Genomic DNA, 20,873 nt, shown 5'->3' with positions numbered 1-20,873 from the left:
CCTTTAATAATTCTTATAAAGTTCCTTTTAGTTTACAAAAAAAATATAAATTTAGTTTACCAGAAAGTACTTTAAATTCACTCGATTTAACTAGTTTGACTGTTTATAAAAACGAAAGTAGCAAAGAAATTTTTGGTAGTGCTGCATTTAATTGAACATCAGATCAAGTAAAGATTCTTTCAGATAAAGTTTTTGTATTTACTTTTGATGTTGAAAAACAAGTATATAACGAAAAGAAATCAACAAATAGTTCAAGTACACTTGATATTTTTGGTGGTGGTCAAAGTGAAATTTTAAATGCAGACGAAAATTTTGATGCTGGTAACTCTATACCAGCAACTAAGAAAATTTATATCCCTTTTAATCAATTGCATAAATTCTCTTTATCTGGTTTTCAAGAGCAAATTAAATATAAACTTAAATATCTCGATGTTGTTAATTCAGGTAGTAATGTAAACTTTTTAAAAAGGAATGATTTAGCATCTAAAAACATTGCTTTTTCATACAATTTCAACTGAAATCAAAGTATTGACTTCAAAAACCAATTATCAGGTGGAAGCGATACAAGTACAGGAACATTAAAAAATACTGGAACTATTAGCAAATCTGATTTAGTTGCTGAAAGCAAGAAAGCTAACAAAAACACCAAAATAAGTTTTACTCCACAAAACTTCAACACTTTACTAGACTACAATAATAACTTCTATAATTTTATCCATAGATATCCAAATACTAAGGAAAGTAAGAGCGAAACAAAATTTGTTTTATATAAAAATAATCAACAACAAAATATTCATTGATTTAAAACACGTAATTATCTTGAAAACTCATTGTTCAAAATCAATGAAGATAAGACATCTGCATCATTTACCCAAGATCTTAGTGAAATCAATACAAACGGTGTACCCGATGAAGATGTTATCATCTGATTGGTTTTTGAATTAGATATGAATACTGCTGCATATCGTGATATTAATGAAGTTTCAGATATTCGTTCTAAGGTTATTGTTCCTGTTTCCTTAAAAAATATTAAAGAACATAAACATGTATCAAATGTTGATTTTATGTTTGATTATGTTTCAGGCAAAAAGTCCTTGCAGCAAGCATTATTTGCTAAAATTAAAAACAATGTAACATTTGCTTTACACTTTGAAAACAACATACTCAAACTTGTTTTAAAAACTAAAAACGGAACTAAATTTAATAACATCTTATCAATGCATAATCATTCAAACAGTCGCTCTGCATTTATAAACCGTGTTGATGTTTTTGTCAATTGAATTCAAAGCGCAACTGATAGCACACCTAAAATAACATTTAAACAAAAACATCAAATTGATAAAAACTCTATTTTAACATCATCAGAAGGTTACATCGATAAATATGATGTTAAGGTGCTTGCTGATTCAACAGATCATGGAGAACCTGCCACAAACTTTTTACAAGATTCACCGAAAGAAAACGAACGAAGCAAAAGATTATATCAAGAAGATAATGTAGCACCTATCCAAGAAGCTAGAAGTAGAGTTTTTAGCATCAACCATCAAGCTGATGGAACCTGAAACATCATTGGTAAAGTAAGTGATAAAAAAGATGATTATAGATTCTATGCATTTGTTAATTATCACGTATGACATACAAATACATCTGATATAAATAAGGATTTATATAAAGTTTCTACCGATGCTTCTGGTGCAAAAATCATTACTGTACATAATGCAAAACTTATTGCACCAACATTAATGAAACGTCCTGCTAATCCTAACTCAGTTGATAGATATCAACCTGTATACACACATATAAATTCAACCAATAATGAAGATTTTTATCACGATACAAAACTTACAGGTGATATTAATCCAACTGGTAATATTTATAGTTTTAAAATCCCTGAAAATGAAGCAGGTATTACATACAAAATCTTCTTAGATCTTTCTGCTAATGTCGCAAATGAATATGATGAATTTAAAAACACCGATGGTGAAGTAGTTGATCGCAAAGATCCAAATACTAGTGATCACAACAAAAATAACAAAGCAAATGTTGATACAATTATTGCAATAGTTGATTTTACCCCTATTTTCAAACATTTTAATTATCAAAACTTAGACACTTACACACATGATAACAAAAAGTTAACTACACAGGAAAAAGCTGCTATCAAGCATTTTCTAGATTTTCAAAACCTTAAACCAATCGATTTTTCAACATTATCATTATATGTTTCTTCATTTGATAACTTAAATTTCTATATGGCTACCCTTCCAAAAAACCGAGCAAATGGTAATGCAGATTCTGCACCTGGTTTAAGATACCGCGAATATCTTATTGGAAATAATCCAATAAAAACAAGTTATTCAGTTTCAAATTATAACACACAGCGTCCTGCGATATGAGGACAAGTGAAAGATTACGATTGATTTAATGGTTCATCTGGTAGTGGTGTTTATGATTCGAAAGGTAAAATTGTTGGATTGGATGCTAAAGGTGGTAGATGATCATCAAGTAATTTCTCTATTTTCGATACCCAAGAATACCAATACTGAGGTGCAAGTGGAGATGATATGAATCCACAATCATTTAAAGAAGTTGTTGCAAAAATGGCTTATTTATATCCACAAAGTTTTAGTAATCTTTATCCAGATAAAAAGTAAAACAAAAAGTTGTAGGTTAAACTGCGACTTTTTGTTTTACTTTCCGATTTTTTTCTTACAAATCCTGCTTTATCGTAGTGAAAAAATAAACTAATATATTGTTAAAAATATTATATAATTGTTTAATACTTTGTATTAAACTATTATATTGTTTTAGTTTATATAATAAGGTAGGAGAAATATGTGAAACTTGTTTAAAGAAGTTTTTCGATCGCTATTTAAAAACAAAGCTATTGTTATCGGTTTAAGTATTCTTATATTTTTAACATCTGGTATTTTTACTGTATTATACGATACATCAAAAGCGATGCGAACTCAATTTAATAACTATAAAAAAATCTCTGTTGCACACGATTTAACTGTTGATTACAACCTTCCTGCTTCTGGACAAGCATTTAATGATGGATATTATATCAATGGTGAAACCAAATTTACTGGTGGTGCAGGTTATGATAAAGGAATTCGTTATGTCTCAGACGATGCATTTTCAGATAAGAAAATTATCGATTTTAACGAAATAACTGATCGTTATATAAATATTTCAAACTTCTTTAATGACAAAAGTGATAAGCATAAATATATTCTCAAAAATGATTTCTCTACTCTCTACAATACATATTCAGCATCAGATGATTCAGAATTTTTGGATTTAGATTATACAAAACCACAAAAGAAGATGCATTTTAAAAAGAATTATTTGATTAATCTTTACCAAAAAAATGATGATGGTAGTTTTTCACAAAGTGTTGTTGCAAAAGAACTACATATTTTTGATAAATTTCACCTTGATAAACCCTACAAGTTTTCTGATATTGCATTTATTAACTCTGAAAATCAAAATAATATATATTTTTCGCAATTATCTGCTTTATATATTAATGCTGATACACATGAAGCTACCTTTGATTTTGTCAAAGGAAAACAATGAGAATTAACTGATGCAGTTGTTAAGATTGAAAATAATGAGTTGGCAAAATTGCTTGGTTTGGTATCTTTAGTTAATAATCCATATGTATATATTATTGACGGTTCAAATAAACCTACACTATATACACATAATAAAGATGATGATATTACAAAATATATAAGTAAAGAAATAAAGACTAACCTTAATTACTCAGATTTATTTTCTTCTCCATCTTTTGCTGTATCAAAAAAAGAAAAATTTGAATTTACCAAAAATGCTGATTATCTTATTCCGAATAAATGGGCAAAAATACGTCGCACTGAATCGTTTTTCTTACGTAAAGAATATGAAATTACATATGATAAAGAAAATCAATCAAAGTGAACTGGATCATATCGAACCTTTTTAGAAAATCAGATCCAACAAAATAACGGAGAAGTTCCAAATTACTTAAAACACTTTAGTTTTTGAGAAAAAGAAATTCTTATTTATAACATCCCTTTTGTTGATTCACAAAATGATGTTAAATTAGGACAAAAGGTTTTAATTAGAAGTAACAATCCTGCTGTTTCCTTAGACGAGATAAACCATAGTAAACTTTCATTAGCTCCTGATGAATATCAACCTACACCTTTTAAAAAAATTCTTTTTATTCTTGACAAACCAAAAACCATTGCTCAAATTGAAAACCGAATTATTGGTGAAACTAATTTTAATGAATTAATTAACAAAAATATTTTAGGGGATCGTTTCAATATTATAAAAAACGGGGCTTTAGATATTGTTAAGCACGAAATATATAATCAAATACAAAAATATGTTCCTGCTTCTGATATCGGGATTCGTCAAAGCATAACAGTTGATTCTTTTGATGAAAAAGATAGTGGAAAAAATGTTTTTCATTTTGTTAATTTAGGTGATAGGAATCAAGAAATTAATGGTATTGCTAATAACATTGACAAATTAGTTAATGAGCAAAGTAGACCAACACAGATTTTAAATATTAAAGGTGATAATTCAAATAATGAAATTTCTTCTTTTTTTAAAACAAAAGAAGTAAATCCTTTTATTGCTTTTAAAATTATTGATCAACTCAGATTTAATGTCGAACCCATTGACAAATATATTCATATAGATCGCGAATATGCTCCATTAGAAATCGTTAACTCGCTAAATGGTGATATTCATAATATTGAAAATCAAAAAATTTACCATCTAACACGTTTTCAAGGTCGTGATGATTTAAGAGATGATCAATATAACCAATTTATTAATTTAGGTTTTGTATGATTGAATCAAAATGATTTTTATTTAGTTAAACCTGTTTATATTTCCAATAAAAAGATTTTAAATTGAATCAATGTAGAAATACCTGGTTTTGTTAATGGCAAGGTCCCGATTGATAAAATATTAAATTATCTAACTACAAACAATCTTACCGTTCAGGTTAAATTGAATACTTCTTCATATGTAGAAAAATCTGATCAATTTTCTAATACTGTTTATATCCCTTTTGGATACAGGGCTCCGCAAACAGATGTCTTAAACCAAGCATTTGCTGAAAAATCACTGAAACTTGGTGTTGAACGTATTGAACAAGCTTTATTAAACACTGACTTAGTTACTCAAGGTTTTATTCAAAAAGAAACTATATATTCTATTGTTCAAGCAGCTACATATACATTTGATAAAAATGATTTTGCTTCTATCTTCTCTAGTGGATTAATTAACCTTAATATTTTGCCAAAACTTGTATTAGACGGATTGTATTATATGTCACACGATCCAAATGGTGATTTTGCTAAAAAGTTATTCGTTGATATCTTTGAAAAAATTTATTCTTTAATCGAAAAAGCAGAACAAAACCACCAAACACCAAAAGAATTTATTAAAACAGAAATTAAAAAACTTTTTAATTTTATTTATTTAATTACAGGTAAAGATATAAAAAACACTTTTGATTTAGATGTATTTATCGATTTTTCAAATGATATAAAAGCTACTATTAAAGCATTTATCAATATAATTAAGACTATTGATTTTAAAAAGTTTACCGATATTATTCAAAATTTCTTTGAAACTTCATATAACAAAACTATCAAAAATCCTGCATTCCCTGATACACACAGCAAAGATGGTAAACACAAACTAAGTATTTTTGATATTATTATTGCACTTTTAAAATCAATTGATTCAAATCAATTTAAAACTGCTTTAATTTCTCTTCTCGATACAATCAACCCGCAACTTATTCTTAATATCGGAGAAAAAAATAATATTTTCGCTTCGATATTAGGACAAAGTGCAAGTCTTGTTAAAAAACTCACTGATATTATTTTTCTTTCCGATGACAGAAAATCCAAAGACTATACAAGATTTTTAAACGGGATTAAATTCTTTATTCGTGCATTTGATACAGATGTGTTTATCAAAACATTAGAAGAAAACCTAAAAATTTCTCATTTTGAAACAGAGCGATCAGAATTAGATATTCAAAAGAATGTTATTAAACTAAAAGAATATCAAGCACTTTCATATTTAACTAATAGTGATTTAACTTATGCCACATTAAAAGCATGATTTAATGTTCCAGGTTCCGATCGTGTCATCAAGACTGCACTAGCTAAGATGTTAAATCTTTCATTTAGAGGACAGAGTGTTGAAATAGGTGATAATCAATATGTTACTATCCCTGCAAAAGATGATGATAAATTAGATTTTTTTGATTTATTAGATTTATTACAAGGTAATGTTAGCTCACTTACCAATTCACAAGCTACAGAAAATACATCAACTCAACCAGCTGCAAGCACACCAAACTTAAGCACCTTAATTGAAAACATCTCGCAATTAAACAGTATCGATTGACAAAAAATACCAAGTAATATTTTGTCTCTTGCATATAAATATCTTGGATTAGTTAATAAAAATCAAGTTTGAAATAAGGAGAAAATTAATAACATTGTTCAAATTTGACATTACTTCTTTGATACTTTCGGGGAACAAGCAAGCAAAAATTCTGATTCATTACATTCTTTTTTCAAACTCGCTAATGCATACATTAATCAAGAACCTAATTTAGATTCAAATGTTTTTCTAACTATTTCATATAGTGTTATTTCAAAACTTTTAACTTTGAATTATAAAGATTATAACTACCTTATTGATATTCTTCCACTTTTAAAAGTATGATGAGAATTATTTAATCCAAAAATCAATGGTAGTTTACAGCAAAAACAAAAATTTGCTAACGACTTGCTAGCACTAGCAAATCAAAAAGACACTATTGATTCTTTTAATAGTTTTGAACTTTTTCTGCCTTCAACTCAAAATATAGTTGGTTCTGAACATACAAAATTTGGTATTACTCGTTCGCTTGCAAATCCAAAACAAATGCAAAGACTTTTCTTTGCAAAAGATAAAAGTGGTAAATATTCTAACAAAGATTTACAAAATATTGTTGACGAAAATCCTGAATTTGAAAACTTCTTAAGTACATATGCATATGAAATCACAAAACTTTTTTCATATATTGCTTCAGAAGAACAATATGCGCCATTTGATAAAGAAATCACTGAATACGATGGAATCAAATTAAAATATAATACATTATTTGCTACTATGCAGGACGTTTTTGTTAATAAAGTTATTACCGATGATATTATTAAACATTATTATTTAATTAACAACTTTTTTAACCAATATTCATCAAATCTACAATTTCTCGATCAAATCGGCATACCACCACTTATTACCAATAAAATATTAATCCGAAAACATCCACAAGCACTTATCTGGTTACTAACTGACAAAAACAACATTGGAAAACCATCTGAAAATGATTCAAATGTTGGATACTTTTTAATTAATAAGATTATCGACTTTGAACAACTTCTTAGTTCAGGGAAAGAAAATACCTATGAATTTATCAATTCTTTATTAGGTATTCCATTAGTGGTAAAAAATAAAAATGAGATATCCGGTAATGTAAATGATTCACAATCAGAAGTTATTGGTGGTAGCATCCCTTCTATTGAAAATGACTTTGTATGGGAAATTTCTATTGATAATGATTTCTTTGTGAACATCCTTAATGCAGTAACTGAAAATCCAAGTGAATACAAGTTTTTTGATATTAACCTTGGTGATGTTTTCTTTAAGCTACTTAACTCACTAACCGAGTTTAATAAAATTGACAACATTCTTGTATTTAACCAATCTGCTTCATATTTAGCAAAAGTAAATTATGCATATATGTTGCATAATCATAAAGAAATTTATGATGGTGAATTACCAGTTAATCCGATTGAGATGCTACAATTAATCGACAGTTTACCTGAAAAATATAAAATTAATGTAAATGGTTCGAAATACTTAATTATAGGTGATGACATCTCTTTTGATTACTTCTATCCGGTTTTAGATGAAAATAACTTACAAGTAGATACTAAATCACAAGCTATAGTTTATGTAAATAACAAAGGATTCGATCGCATTCATCAAGCTTATCGTGGTAGTTTAGTTAAAGAATATTTAACAGTTAAAAACACTTCTAAATATACCAATGAACAACTTAAAAACATTATTGAAAAATATGTACAAAGTAAAATTGATGACACATCGAAGTTACAAAGAACATATTTATATAATGAATTAGACCCGATTAACCCGGAGCGTAGCATCCGTATTTCTTCAGTTCAAACTATTATCACCACCCTTAGTTATGTTTCAAATGTTATTCTAGCAATTTTGGTTTTCTTAGTAACCATTTCAGTTACATTTATTATCAAAAGATATATCGCAAACAAAAACAAAGTTATTGGAATTTTGGTTGCACAAGGATATACACCACTTCAAATTTCACTTTCAATGACAACCTTTGCTTTCTTTACCATTTTTACCGGAAACTTGCTTGGGTATATCACTGGATTTTCGATGCAATCACTTGCAATAAAAATCCTTGATAATTATTGAACTGTTCCGATAGAAACACTTAATTTCTCTATTATTTCTTTTTTAGTTAATATTATAGTGCCACTGCTTGCAATGTCAATTTTAATCATCGTTGTCTCATTAAGGTCGCTAAGATATAAATCAATTGACTTAATGTCCGGAATTGTTGATGTAAGCACTGGTGAAAGTTATCAAAAATATATTAAAGTATTTAAAAACCGTAGTGTTAAAACTAAATTTGGTGCATCGCTTATATTTAACAGTTTCTGAAAACTTGCTTCCTTTGGAATATCAGTTATTTTAGCATCTATTACTACTTCATTTGGTTTTGCAACTTTTGGAATCTTCAATAAAACAATTGATAAAACATACGAAAACCGCAAATATAACTATAAAATAGACTTAACAACACCAACTACTGAAGGTGGTTCATTAAAGATTTTAAATCCAGAAGATGTAAAGAACTCACTTTATGTTCCAATTGGTCGAGCAACAGAACTTAATGCATATCAAGCAGATTACTTTAAAAATGGTTATTCAACTGCTATTAATGTGCAAAATAAAAACGGAGAACCTACATTTAAAGATCCACATCTTATTACTCAATTTTCAATTAATATCAAAATTGATTCGTCAATTTCTATTGATCCATTCAGTGTTGTATTTCAATCCTTGCCTGATGTACAAAAATCCAGAATTATCCAAAGTCGTGATCAAATTGGTTATGCACTTACTAAAACACAAAAAGGACTCCCTTTCAAAGTTGAAAACGGCAAACAAACAAATAATGTTGATTTCGAAAAAGCACATCAACTTGGTTTAAATAACTTCTTTTTATATGTTCCGAGCGTAGATAACATCATCGATGGAAAATTCTTTGTAATGAACTGAAGCGATGATGATGGTAAATATAATCACAATGTTATTAAAACCACATATTTTCGTGATGAATATCGTGCTTTTTTGGTAAATGGTTATGAACAACTAGCAAAACAAGGGATATATGATTTTGACATCGTTTTTAATGGAGTTTACCTTGATCCTAGATATGATGAAACATATACCTATGTCGATAGCCAACTACCTAATGGTGAAAAAATACGTCTATATGGATATCGTCCTAACTCTAAGGAAATTGCTATTAAAAACGGTGATCAAAACTTATTAACAGAAATCAATAATGACTTTGCTAACAATAATTTTGATTTAAATAAAGATATCCCGCTTGTTATAAACGAGGTTTCGGCACGTAAGTACCATTTAGCAATTGGTTCAATTCTTAATTTGGAACCTAAAAATCTTGTCTATCGCTTTCAAAATCGTATTAATAAGGCACTAGGGAAACCGGTAATAACACCACATAAATATCGCTTTGTTGTTAAAGCAATCAATCAAACTTATATCAAAGATGAATTCATTATCCCTAAGAAAGCCGCTGATAAGCTGATTGGTTTAGATTCACTTGTCGATAAAGAATTTAATGGTCAAAATGATGATGCATACAAATTTAATGGTATTCTTTCAACTAATCCACTACCAATTCAACTTATTTGATCTGCTAACCTATACTCTGTTTCAGGTTACTCAGGATCGATTGCTTCTTTTTCTACTAAATCTATAACAGAAAAAGACAAAAAAGACTTATTCGATGGAATTTTTGGTTCAAAAAACACTGTTAAAAACTCTCCTGCTGATGGGGCAATGGCTGCAATGGGTTATAGTGACTTAGAAATAGCTAAATTCTTAGATCCAGATTATAATCCTAATGATACACCACTGCAAGAGTTTTATCAGAAACAACGCAATTTAGCAGACATACAAATTGAAAAGTTTGCTAAAGAATTTGATAATCAACTTTTTATCCCTATTGCTACTGGACTTGATTCAAAGCAAATCGAGATTTCTTTCACTCAAGGAATTTCAAGAACAGTACAAATCATTGTTACAATTATTACCATACTTAGTTTCTTGATTTCTATAATAATTCTTATTATTATTTCAACCATTTTGATTAACGAAAACGAGAAGAACATCGCAATTTGATCTATCTTAGGATACAATAACAAGGAAAAACTTAAAATGTTCTTTGGTATCTATATACCGTTTATTGTTATTTCTATTATTATTTCACTTCCTTTTGCATACGGATTAATGGTATTTTTTGCTAACTTCCTTGCTACTGGTGCTGCTATTGCTATTCCTTTATCAATTACCCTATTAAACTTTATTTTCACTGCTTCAATCATCTTTGGTGTCTTCTTAATCACAGCAATTCTTTCTTGATACAATATTAATAAAATTAAGGCAATTGACTTATTGAAAGGTAAATAATGAAACAAAAACAACCAAAACAGCAAAACAATGATCAAGAACCAAAAACACAGTTAATCATTGAATCTGAAGTAAAAACTCAAGAAATTATGCAAGAACCCAAAGAACCTGCAACAATTTCTAAAAAAGTTTCTGATGTTAAAATCAACCGTAAAAATGTTTTTGAAATTCTTGATGCTGAATCTAATTCTAAGGAAATGATTGTAGATCGTAAAATTGCTCGAATTTTAAAAATTGCTGCAAATAAAAAACGCCCTAGGGACGAACATTTTGATTTAAAAAACACTGAAGATAATATCATCGAAGTTCGTAATGTTTCAAAATATTATTTATCTGGTTATAAAGTAACCCGTGTACTTAAGAATGTTTCATTAAACATCAAAAAAGGTGAATTTATAATGATTTTTGGTAAGTCTGGTGGCGGTAAGTCTACCTTGCTAAACTTAATCAGCGGACTCGATCGACCTTCTCGTGGAGATGTGATAGTTTGTGATGAAAACCTACCTTATTTAAGCGATTTGAAACTTACTTTATTTCGAAGAAAAAATGTAAGTTTTATCTTCCAAAACTACAACTTACTTCAAAACCTATCAGGTTATGATAATGTGCAAACTGGTGCTTATTTACAAAAAGATCCAGATAAAAAACTTGATATCAACGAATTATTTAAAGAATTTGATATGGAATCAGTTATGAATAAATACCCATCACAGATGTCGGGTGGACAACAACAACGGATATCAATTTTACGTGCCTTAGCAAAAAATTCAGCAATTATATTTGCTGATGAACCTACAGCTGCTTTGGATGAAAAAACTACCGGAATTGTGCTGTCATATTTATTTAACATCAATAAAAAATATGGAACTACCATAGTTATGGTTACCCACAACCCTGCAATTGAAGCAATTGCTGATCGGGTAATTCATGTACAAGATGGAAAAATCAAACGAACTAAAATCAATCCAAATCCAACTGACCCAACCACAATTAACTGAGAAACTTAAAAAAACCTATCTTTATGGATAGGTTTTTATAACACATTAATAAATATTTTCATAGAACCTTTTATTAATACATCTTTTAAAGCATAACTAACAAGTAAAACATCCCCTGCTCTTATAGCAACATCATTAATAAAACCAATACCTGAATAAACAACTATTTCCAAACAATGCTTTGCTTTGTTTTTGATCTTTATCTCTTCATTATTTAAATCATATACCGATAAATTAAAGTTTGCCGCATTATATAAACCGTTTTTTTTGTATTTTTGAATTTTTGGTTGAAGTTCTAATTTCATCGTTTCTAGTGATTGATTGGCATGTATTTGACGCTTTTGTCCGTTCTCATCGACTCTTTGGTAATCATAAAGCCGGTATGTAATATCACTAGATTGTTGTAATTCATATACCATCGTTTCAGATGGAATTCCATGAACTAATCCTGCTTGAATAAAAACAAAATCACCGATTTGCAAACCCACTTTATTTAAATATTGTTCAATATCCGAAGAATTAATTGATTTAGATATCTTTTCTTTTTGATCTGTATTCGTCCCTAAAATAAAGGGCTGATGATTGTTTTTTAAAACATACCAACACTCATTTTTACCTAATGAACCAAATGCTTTTGCGTAGTTATCATCAGGGTGTACTTGGATACTTAATGGATGCTTCGCATCCAAAAACTTAGTTAAATTCGGATATATAAATGATTGAGCTTGCTTTTTTGTTAAACCGAAAAATTCTGAATGACTTTTGATAAATTCATTTAAGGTTTGCTTTGTATGTGCAACTACAGATTCACAATCTTTGATTGCTGATATCAATCACGCTTCACCAGCATTAAAATCCAAACGATACATTTGTTTAATATTATTATTAGCTCATAATGTTTGTTTAAAATAAGGTTTTAAAAAGATAATTTTATTCATTGTTTCTTAATTTCTTATTAAAAGCAGAGTTAGCAAATAATGCTAATAAAATAAGTAATAATCCTGATAGAACTAACAAGAATATCCCGTAGATAAATTGTGAAATGTTTATAACACTTTTTCCTTTTGCAATTGCATTAGCAACAAACATTTTATATTCTGGTGCTCCGAGAGCAGTTAAAGTGATACCTACAATTAGCAAGACTACTGCAACAAAAATAATAGTATATAGGATTATTCAATCTTTATATTTTAAAAACTTAGTTTTTAGCATTTTTGCCTTTCTTTCAGAAATTGATTTTTGATAATGCTGCTGCAAACTTAGAATCCTTGTTAATCTCCTTGTCTTTTCAAAATCCATAAATTAATGCTGTAATAGTAGTCCCAATAATAATAGCAATAAAGTAAAATAGAATACCAAGTCCAGTTCCGTGTACATTCGAACCTACTGCACCTAAAATTGCTACAATTGGCCCACCATGTGCTGCTGCATTAGTCACTGATAAAGCACCTGCAATTCCTCCTGCTACTGCTGAACCAATTACATTTGCTGTAATAACTCTTTTTGGATCAGCAACAGCAAATGGAATAGCCCCTTCTGAAATACCAATAAATCCCATCAAAATAGCTGATGCACCCAGTGATTTTTCATTATTGCTAAATTTCTTTCTAAAAATCAAGGTAGCAAAACCCATTCCAAGTGGAGCAACAGGAATTGCAGCACCTACCATACCCATAGGTTCAAATATACTTTGTGTTACAAGTGCAGATGATGATAAAAATGCAACCTTATTTATCGGACCACCCATATCAAAACCTGCCATTCCACCTAATAAAATACCGAGCAACAATGCAATTCATATTCCGATGTTAGAATCTTTTGTAAAGATATGTTTTAAAGCTTCAATAAAGCGATCCATCACATAACCTATTGGAGCACCTATGACAAAAATTACAAGCATAGAGTAAAATAAAGTTACTCCGATTGGTATTACAAACATAGGTATAATAGCAGAAATTGATTTTTGAATTTTTAAATTAGTTATCCACTTAACAGTATAACCTATTAATAATCCAAACAAAATACTTCCGACAAACCCCATCGGGGTTGCTGCTGAAATTCCACCTATGCTAAAGAATAAATCATTTTTATTAGCAATAAACGATACTACAAAACCAGGCATAATTGCAGCTCGTCCTGCAATTGAATATGCTATATATCCACCTAATGCACCAATCATCAAGGTAAATGAAACAACCCCGATTTCAAGCAGCCATCATAGGAAATCTCCTTTTGGAGCAGATGTATTATTTCCGTAAATAGCTTTACCTAATCCTAGGGATATCGCTATCATAATACCACCAAATATAACATATGGAATCATATATGATATCCCTTTGATAATATGCTTTAAAACTCCTTGTTTGGTATTATCTTTTGTTTTTTCTACCTTATTTTCATTATGATAGATTTGTGCCAATGATGCTTTTTGTATAACAATATCTGGATTGTGAATTGCTTCTTTTGTTGATGTTACATATACTTTTTTACCATCAAAATCTTCTAAAGGAATTTTAACATCTGAAGCAATAATTACAAATTCTGCATCTTTGATGTCTTGCTGTGTAAGTTGATTTTGAATTCCGACTGATCCACGTGTTTCTATTTTAGGTTGATATCCTAATTCACTTAACTTATTATGTAGTGTCTCTGCTGATAAATATGTATGAGCAATACCGACTGCACAAGATGTAATTCCGATTACTTTTTTGCCCTGTTTTGATGCTGTAGTTGCTAAATCTTTATTTTCTAAATACGAATCGATGAGATTGTATATTCGGCTGACATCATTACTTGTTTGTAGTTCTTCGGTTGTTTGCGAATCAAGTAAAATAGTAGAAACCTTAGCTAAAGTATGCATATGTAAGTTATTTTTATTTTCGTTTGGAATCAAAATCACAAACATATAATATACATCACTTTTATCAAAGGTATCTCATGAAATTGGTGTCTTTGATTTAATGAAAAACAAAGCAGGTTGCAAAATACTTTCAGATTGACAATGAGGGATTGCAAATCCTTTTTCCATTCCTGTTGAAAACTCTTTTTCTCGCTGCTGTAATGCAGCAAAAGTTTTTTCAACAGAAATGGAAATTGAAAGTTCATTTGCTTTATTTGCGATGAAATTGAATACTTCTGATTTATCATTAAATGATTTATCTATAAAGATGTATTCAGATTTAAATACTTTCATTTTTCCTCCTGTAACAATTCTATCTTTTGTTATTTATAGGAAGGATAAAAGAAAAAAATTTCTCTATATGAATTAAAAATTAGAAATTATTTTTATTTCATGCATTAAGAATTTTGATATTTTCAGCATATTTTGAATCATAATTTTTAACTTTAAGATGTGAAATTAACAAGAAAATTAAATCAGCAATAAATTGTTGGTTAATTTTTGATGATATTGAAATAAATCGTTTGTTTTGCTCCAACGTCGAATACAAAATTACATTATCATATTTTTCTTTTGCTTGCTTATTTGCACTGATAAGTGCGAATTTGATATTATTTTGCATAAATAAATCAACTGCGAATTTAATTTCCTTGGTATCACACGATTTAGAAAACAAAACCACAAATTTATTTTCTATATCTTTTTGACTTGAAATCAATAATAGTGAATGAAAATCTCTAAATGCAATAGCATTTACACCTATTTTTTGCAAATTTATCCCTAATTCAGATGCAGATAAAAAAGAACTACCTGCCCCATATAAATATACTTTATCTGATTGTATTATGTTGTGTACACAGTTATTAACATCATTTAAGTTGATTAAATGTGATGTTCGAAAAATACTTTCTTTATAAAACAAAAACAACTGTTTTAGAATAAATTTTGGATAATCTTGTTTTTCATTGGAATTTAAATCAGTATTTAAATAATTATGATAAACAAAAAATTGCATATCTTTTAATGAATCAAAATTAAGCTTTTTAGCTAATTTTGATATTACCGAAATAGATATATCAGTTTTATTGCTAAGTTGTTTAATTGATGATTTATAAAACTCATCAGGATATAACGATGCAAATTCAATTAAATTCATTTCGGTTTTAGTTAATTCATCAAGTTGTCTTTTAGAAAAATATGTTGATTCTTGCTTCATAATGTAATTTTACTGCAAGTTTTGCTTTTTTAATGTGATTATGGAAATATTTTTAATAAATTAAGCAAATTTAAATTTTTTACTACAAAATATAGCAAAAACATCCGTATATAAACATAATCTTATAAAAAAATACACAAAATTATATTTATATTTGTTCAAAAGGGACCTTAAAAAAAGTTGTGTATTCATAACTGAGTTATCTTCACAAAAAAAGATTTTTTAAAAAATATTAAAAAAGAGTGAAACTCCTTTAAAATTGTATGTGAAATAAAACAAAGGAGAACACATGACAGATATTATATCAAAAAATTTGTTAATTTCAGAAAAGATTAATGAAATAAAAGAAAATGGGTTTAAATTCGTAGCAGAATTTTCAAGAGATATCATTACTAATATAATGAATGCAATCTTAAAAGAAGAGTTTGATGAGAACTTAAAATTTGAATTTGAAAATTCTAAATATGAAAAGAAAAATACACGAAATGGTTATTATACAAGAAGCACTAGATACACCTATTGGAAAAGCATTGCTAAATGTTCCAAGAGATAGAGCAGGAAGAATTAAAAGTAAATTATTTACCAGATATAGTCGAAGAAGTGATGATCTTACTCAGATGATAATGTCCTTTTGCAAACTAGGTGGTTCTTATAAAGAAATCACTGATTTCATTGAGAATTCTACAGACATAAAAATGTCAAGACAAACAATTTCTAATATCTTTACTACTACAAAGGAAAAGGTAGATGAATTCCAAAATAGAAAGCCTACCAAAGAAATTTCAAGCAATTTTTCTTGATTCTACTTACTTTTCCATCAAACGAGGAAGTTATGCAAAGGAAGTCTATAAATATCGTTATGGGAATTGACGAAAATGGTTATAAGCAAGTGCTAAACTTTGAAATTTGTCCAAATGAAAACAAAGGAATTTTTAGAGAATTATTACTAAAAATCAAGGAACAAGGTGTAGAAGAAGTTGAAATTTTTGTCTTTGACGGTTTACCTGGTTTAGAAAATGTTGTAAATGAAATTTTTCCAAAATCTAAGACTCAAAGATGTCTTATACACATTCAAAGAAATATTGTGTCTAAAGTAAGGGTTTCTGATCGTAAAGAAATTTCTAATGATTTTATGTTGATTGCAAAACGAAGTAATATACTTGAAGCACAAAAAGAACTAGAAAACTTTGTATCAAAATGAACTATAAAAGGTTACAAAAAAGAAGTCTCATATCTTTTGCAAATGCAAAATTTATTAACATTTTTTGATTTTCCACCTGAAAAGCGTAAATCTATTTATACAACAAATCCAATCGAATCCTTAAACTCGAATATGAAATTGATTTTAAAAAGAAAAGTTTCATTTCCTAGTATGGAAAGTTTATCACTGCTTTTAGCACATATTTTTGATAACTGAAATATTGACAGAAGTTTTAGAGCAACAAACGGATTTAGAAATATTGGTTAAACTTCGATTTGGTATTGAAAAACCTGCAAAATATAAAGCAAAAGAACAAAAGATTACTTTTGTTCGCTTTATTTTGCGGGTTTTTCAAAAAAATTTTTAAATTTTTCTGATAAGATGCTATTATATATACTACTTACCTTTTTATAGGATATAACTTAGATTTTATTAAAATACACAAGAATTTTTATAATGTCAAAAATCAACTTAGATTAATTAAAGTCATTATCAAAATTAGCCAACTGGTATTGATATTTATTTTGACATTTTTATTATGAAGAATTATAAGGATTAGTCCTGTTACAAAAGCAACTCCAGACATTAGTATTGTTAAATAAAACATCCATTGTGAATAATCAAAATTAGTATACTTAAAGAAAGGAATTAAACCTGAATTCTTTGGATATAAAAATATTCCAATAAAAATTGATATTGATATGATATAAACCCATTTATATCATATCGGTTTTATATTTACATCAGTGTTTGTTTTTACAAATTCATAAGCTTTTTCGCTAGGTTTACTTGAAATATAAAGAAATCCAGAAATTAAATAAGTAGATATGTTGAATAGTATTAATAAATAAAATTCCAGATACACAAAAAATAAAGAAAGTATTGGTGATATGAATATTCCAAGTGAAATAGCTATCGAAAATCCAGTATTAATGTTTCTTAACTCTTTTTGTGAACTCGCGTAATGATATACAATATTTTTTAGATGAATAAATCGATATGAGTGAATTAAGGAAATTAATATATTAATAGAAAGTAATAAGTAAGAAAATCAAGGTGTATGTGCATGTTTGAATATAAAAAAGAAAGCAACAAAGGGATGATAAGTGTTATAGCACTTAAAATATCTGCCAAAAACAAAGCATTTTTATCTTTTAAAAATTTTATAATTTTATTAGCAAATAAATAAGTAATTAAGGTAGGAAGTTGCATTAGAATATAAAGTAGAGATACAACCCAAAAGTCACCAGTAAATTTAAAGATATATAATGAACTACTAAGTTTAAATGCTTCAGAACCAATAGATGAAATAGAGATAGCAGATATATATTTCAATAAGTTTGACTTAAAATATTTCATATCATCCTTTCTCGAAGTATTATAATATTATACTCCTTTTGTTGTTAAACATATTTATTTATTTTTAAAATCATTAATTATATGATTTCAAGCAATTTTATGCTCAGAATTTATCTCGTTGTTTTCTTTCATATTGTTAATATAATTTTCGATGAAATTTTCAGTATTATGCAAAAGTCTTAGATAATACTTTATCGATTCTAATACACCATTTACAACTACTTGACAACCGTGTTCAAGTTTGATTTTATTGATAAGTTGATTAATTCTTTCTGCTTCATCTTGCTTTACCGTAGAAAGCAAATAAAATCTTTGGATACTAGTGTTTTTAAACTTTATGTATGAATCGGCAAGTAATATATCATTAGCTTTTATATTAAATTTAACTTCAATTGCTTCAAATAGTGAACCATCCTTATTTTTGATGATTATATCAGCAACATTCTTGGAACTTTTATCACTACTGTAGTGCGAACTAAGTGGATTTAAAATTTTGTCTTTATATCTATAATTTTCTTTTAGGATACATTGATAGATGCTATATAAAGCAATAACAGGCAGAATTGATGCACCACGTGATTTATAATTGTAATAAAAATGTTGATTTAAAAGATTAATAATATCATCAATTGTTATTTGTGTCTTATTAGCAAAGGGATTTAAAATATTCACAGATTTTATCTCTTTTTGTTTAATACTTAATGCAAACAGAGATTTTAAATATAACCGTGGATCAATATTTAATTCTTGCACATCATATAAAATACTTAAAAATGCATTCTTGATATCTATGTTACTTATTTTACCTGGATAATCTAAATTATAAGCGAAATTTTGTTCTAAGGTTCTAGTTGTTCATCCTGATTCCTTCATTGCACCTAAAAACTGTTTTTGTTTTAAAAAAGGTGTAATATATTTTGCATCAAAACTTCTTCCACTATATCCATTTTTCATATTTGCTTGATGTAATCTAATGTCTTGGTGTGGATGTAGAATTTTATAGACTAAGGAAGTAACTAAAACTGTAAAAACCCCTTTATAACCTTCTTCGTGATCAACAATTATTTGAATATTATGTTTTTGTTTATTATTTAAATTTGTTTTGTCAACTGATGTTAAAGTCAAAGACTCTTTATAAATATTTTCTAAAAATGTTGTTATATCCATATTCTCCCTATTATTTCAAAACTGATGTATCATTTCATTAGCAATTTGCCTTATCATCGGTACACAAACACTATTGCCGATTCTTTCATATAATTTTGAAGTTGACCCGATTTTCTTAAAGTAATCAGGAAAACCCATCAGCTTATAACACTCATTTAATGTTAATTTTCTGACTTTATTGTTATTATGAATAAAGTATCTTCCACTTTTTTCTTGCGATGTTATTGTTGGAACTAGTCCTCTTGAAGAATAAATCCGATTCACTTGTTTATGCACTCTTGATAGATGCAAGGTTTCTTTATCGATACCTTTATTACGAATCTTTTTATTTCGATACCCGATAAAAATTAATCCAGATTTTTGTATTTTTATTTGTGATTGATCTAATAATGTGTATTCATTTTGATTTAGATATTCGTTAGAATCTTTATCCAAAAATTCTTTCATTGAACTAACTGGATTGATTTTGATTTTATCAAAATCAAACACTTTCCCTTGGTTGTTTCCTACAATTACGATTCTTGCTCGATTTTGAGCGACACCAAAATCTTTTGCATTTAGAACTTTGTATGAAACAGTATATCCTAATTCAGTTAATGTTTTTTGCATAATAAAGAAGGTATTTCCCTTATCGTGTTTTAATAAATTAGCAACATTTTCTAAGATGAATGCTTTTGGTTTCTTTTCCCTTAAGATTCTAATGATATCAAAAAATAAGGTTCCACGAATTGCATCGTTGAATCCTTTTTGCTTTCCTGATATCGAAAATGCTTGACAAGGAAACCCAGCACATAGGATATCAAAATTTGGAATATTCTTAGCATCCAGATTGCTAATATCGCAACTAGGATCATCACCAAAATTTGCTTGATACATTGTTGCTGCATGTGCATCAATTTCGCAAGCAAAAACACACTTGGTTATATTACTTTCTAAACCAAGTCGAAATCCACCTATACCAGCAAATAAATCAATAAATTTTATCTCTTGCTTTTTATCCATTATTTTTATTATATCATACCAAAACAAACAAAACAAAAATTTTCTGAAATATTATTCAAAACTTTACATAGTTACAATGTATAAAAATTATATAGCATAAAGCAGGATTAATCACTTTTTTACCAGTTTTTTTTAATACCATAAAAAAGCTAATTTAAGATTTTTCTGTTTACTTTTTATAATAAA

At 28.0% G+C, this 20,873-nt stretch carries 12 protein-coding genes; 7 read left to right on the top strand and 5 right to left on the bottom strand.

Annotated features, from left to right (window positions below):
• Positions 1 to 95 precede the first annotated feature (95 nt).
• From ACR82Z_RS02985 to ACR82Z_RS02975, 3 genes are all read left to right on the top strand, one after another.
• On the top strand, positions 96 to 2,654 hold the full coding sequence (locus ACR82Z_RS02985) for a hypothetical protein (RefSeq protein ID WP_435128584.1): 2,559 nt from the start codon (positions 96 to 98) through the stop codon (positions 2,652 to 2,654).
• Between the two features lie 181 nt (positions 2,655 to 2,835).
• Positions 2,836 to 10,845 (top strand): ABC transporter permease, encoded by an 8,010-nt coding sequence (locus ACR82Z_RS02980; protein ID WP_435128581.1) that lies wholly within the window; start codon positions 2,836 to 2,838, stop codon positions 10,843 to 10,845.
• The gene (locus ACR82Z_RS02975; protein ID WP_435128578.1) at positions 10,845 to 11,852 is read left to right on the top strand and encodes an ABC transporter ATP-binding protein; all 1,008 of its coding nucleotides are present in this window, start codon (positions 10,845 to 10,847) and stop codon (positions 11,850 to 11,852) included. Before ACR82Z_RS02980 ends, ACR82Z_RS02975 begins: the two co-directional genes overlap by 1 nt.
• A 26-nt stretch (positions 11,853 to 11,878) precedes the next feature.
• Here ACR82Z_RS02975 and ACR82Z_RS02970 read toward each other — a convergent pair whose 3' ends face one another.
• The 4 genes from ACR82Z_RS02970 to ACR82Z_RS02955 all read right to left on the bottom strand — a co-directional run bounded on the left by ACR82Z_RS02970 (position 11,879) and on the right by ACR82Z_RS02955 (position 15,958).
• Positions 11,879 to 12,781 (bottom strand): type I phosphomannose isomerase catalytic subunit, encoded by a 903-nt coding sequence (locus ACR82Z_RS02970; protein WP_435128575.1) that lies wholly within the window; start codon positions 12,779 to 12,781, stop codon positions 11,879 to 11,881.
• A complete protein-coding gene (locus tag ACR82Z_RS02965; protein ID WP_435128572.1) occupies positions 12,774 to 13,055 on the bottom strand; it encodes a hypothetical protein in 282 nt (93 codons plus the stop codon). The genes ACR82Z_RS02970 and ACR82Z_RS02965 overlap by 8 nt, the downstream gene beginning before the upstream one ends.
• The gene (locus ACR82Z_RS02960) at positions 13,042 to 15,036 is read right to left on the bottom strand and encodes a PTS fructose transporter subunit IIABC (protein WP_435128569.1); all 1,995 of its coding nucleotides are present in this window, start codon (positions 15,034 to 15,036) and stop codon (positions 13,042 to 13,044) included. Before ACR82Z_RS02960 ends, ACR82Z_RS02965 begins: the two co-directional genes overlap by 14 nt.
• Before the next feature lie 79 nt (positions 15,037 to 15,115).
• Entirely contained in the window at positions 15,116 to 15,958 is an 843-nt protein-coding gene (locus ACR82Z_RS02955) for a MurR/RpiR family transcriptional regulator (protein ID WP_435128566.1), read from the bottom strand.
• 289 nt (positions 15,959 to 16,247) lie between these two features.
• On the opposite strand from ACR82Z_RS02955, the gene ACR82Z_RS02950 reads away from it, so the two are divergent.
• The 4 genes from ACR82Z_RS02950 to ACR82Z_RS02935 all read left to right on the top strand — a co-directional run bounded on the left by ACR82Z_RS02950 (position 16,248) and on the right by ACR82Z_RS02935 (position 18,348).
• Complete coding sequence (locus ACR82Z_RS02950; RefSeq protein ID WP_435128564.1) at positions 16,248 to 16,511, top strand: transposase; 264 nt, start codon at positions 16,248 to 16,250, stop codon at positions 16,509 to 16,511.
• The gene (locus ACR82Z_RS02945; protein ID WP_435128561.1) at positions 16,444 to 16,809 is read left to right on the top strand and encodes a transposase; all 366 of its coding nucleotides are present in this window, start codon (positions 16,444 to 16,446) and stop codon (positions 16,807 to 16,809) included. The genes ACR82Z_RS02950 and ACR82Z_RS02945 overlap by 68 nt, the downstream gene beginning before the upstream one ends.
• Positions 16,791 to 17,426, top strand: a complete 636-nt coding sequence (locus ACR82Z_RS02940) for an IS256 family transposase (RefSeq protein ID WP_435128558.1) — start codon at positions 16,791 to 16,793, stop codon at positions 17,424 to 17,426. The genes ACR82Z_RS02945 and ACR82Z_RS02940 overlap by 19 nt, the downstream gene beginning before the upstream one ends.
• 799 nt (positions 17,427 to 18,225) lie before the next feature.
• On the top strand, positions 18,226 to 18,348 hold the full coding sequence (locus ACR82Z_RS02935; RefSeq protein WP_435128556.1) for a hypothetical protein: 123 nt from the start codon (positions 18,226 to 18,228) through the stop codon (positions 18,346 to 18,348).
• A gap of 224 nt (positions 18,349 to 18,572) precedes the next feature.
• Here the strand turns inward: ACR82Z_RS02935 and ACR82Z_RS02930 are convergent, their stop codons facing one another.
• Positions 18,573 to 20,687, bottom strand: coding sequence for a DNA cytosine methyltransferase (locus ACR82Z_RS02930; RefSeq protein WP_435128553.1), 2,115 nt, complete (start codon positions 20,685 to 20,687; stop codon positions 18,573 to 18,575).
• Between the last annotated feature and the right edge of the window lie 186 nt (positions 20,688 to 20,873).

The sequence above is a fragment of the Mycoplasma sp. 6243 genome, from assembly GCF_051200785.1.
Lineage (GTDB): Bacteria > Bacillota_I > Bacilli_A > Mycoplasmatales > Metamycoplasmataceae > Mycoplasmopsis.
This window is presented reverse-complemented; position numbering and strand designations above follow the sequence as displayed.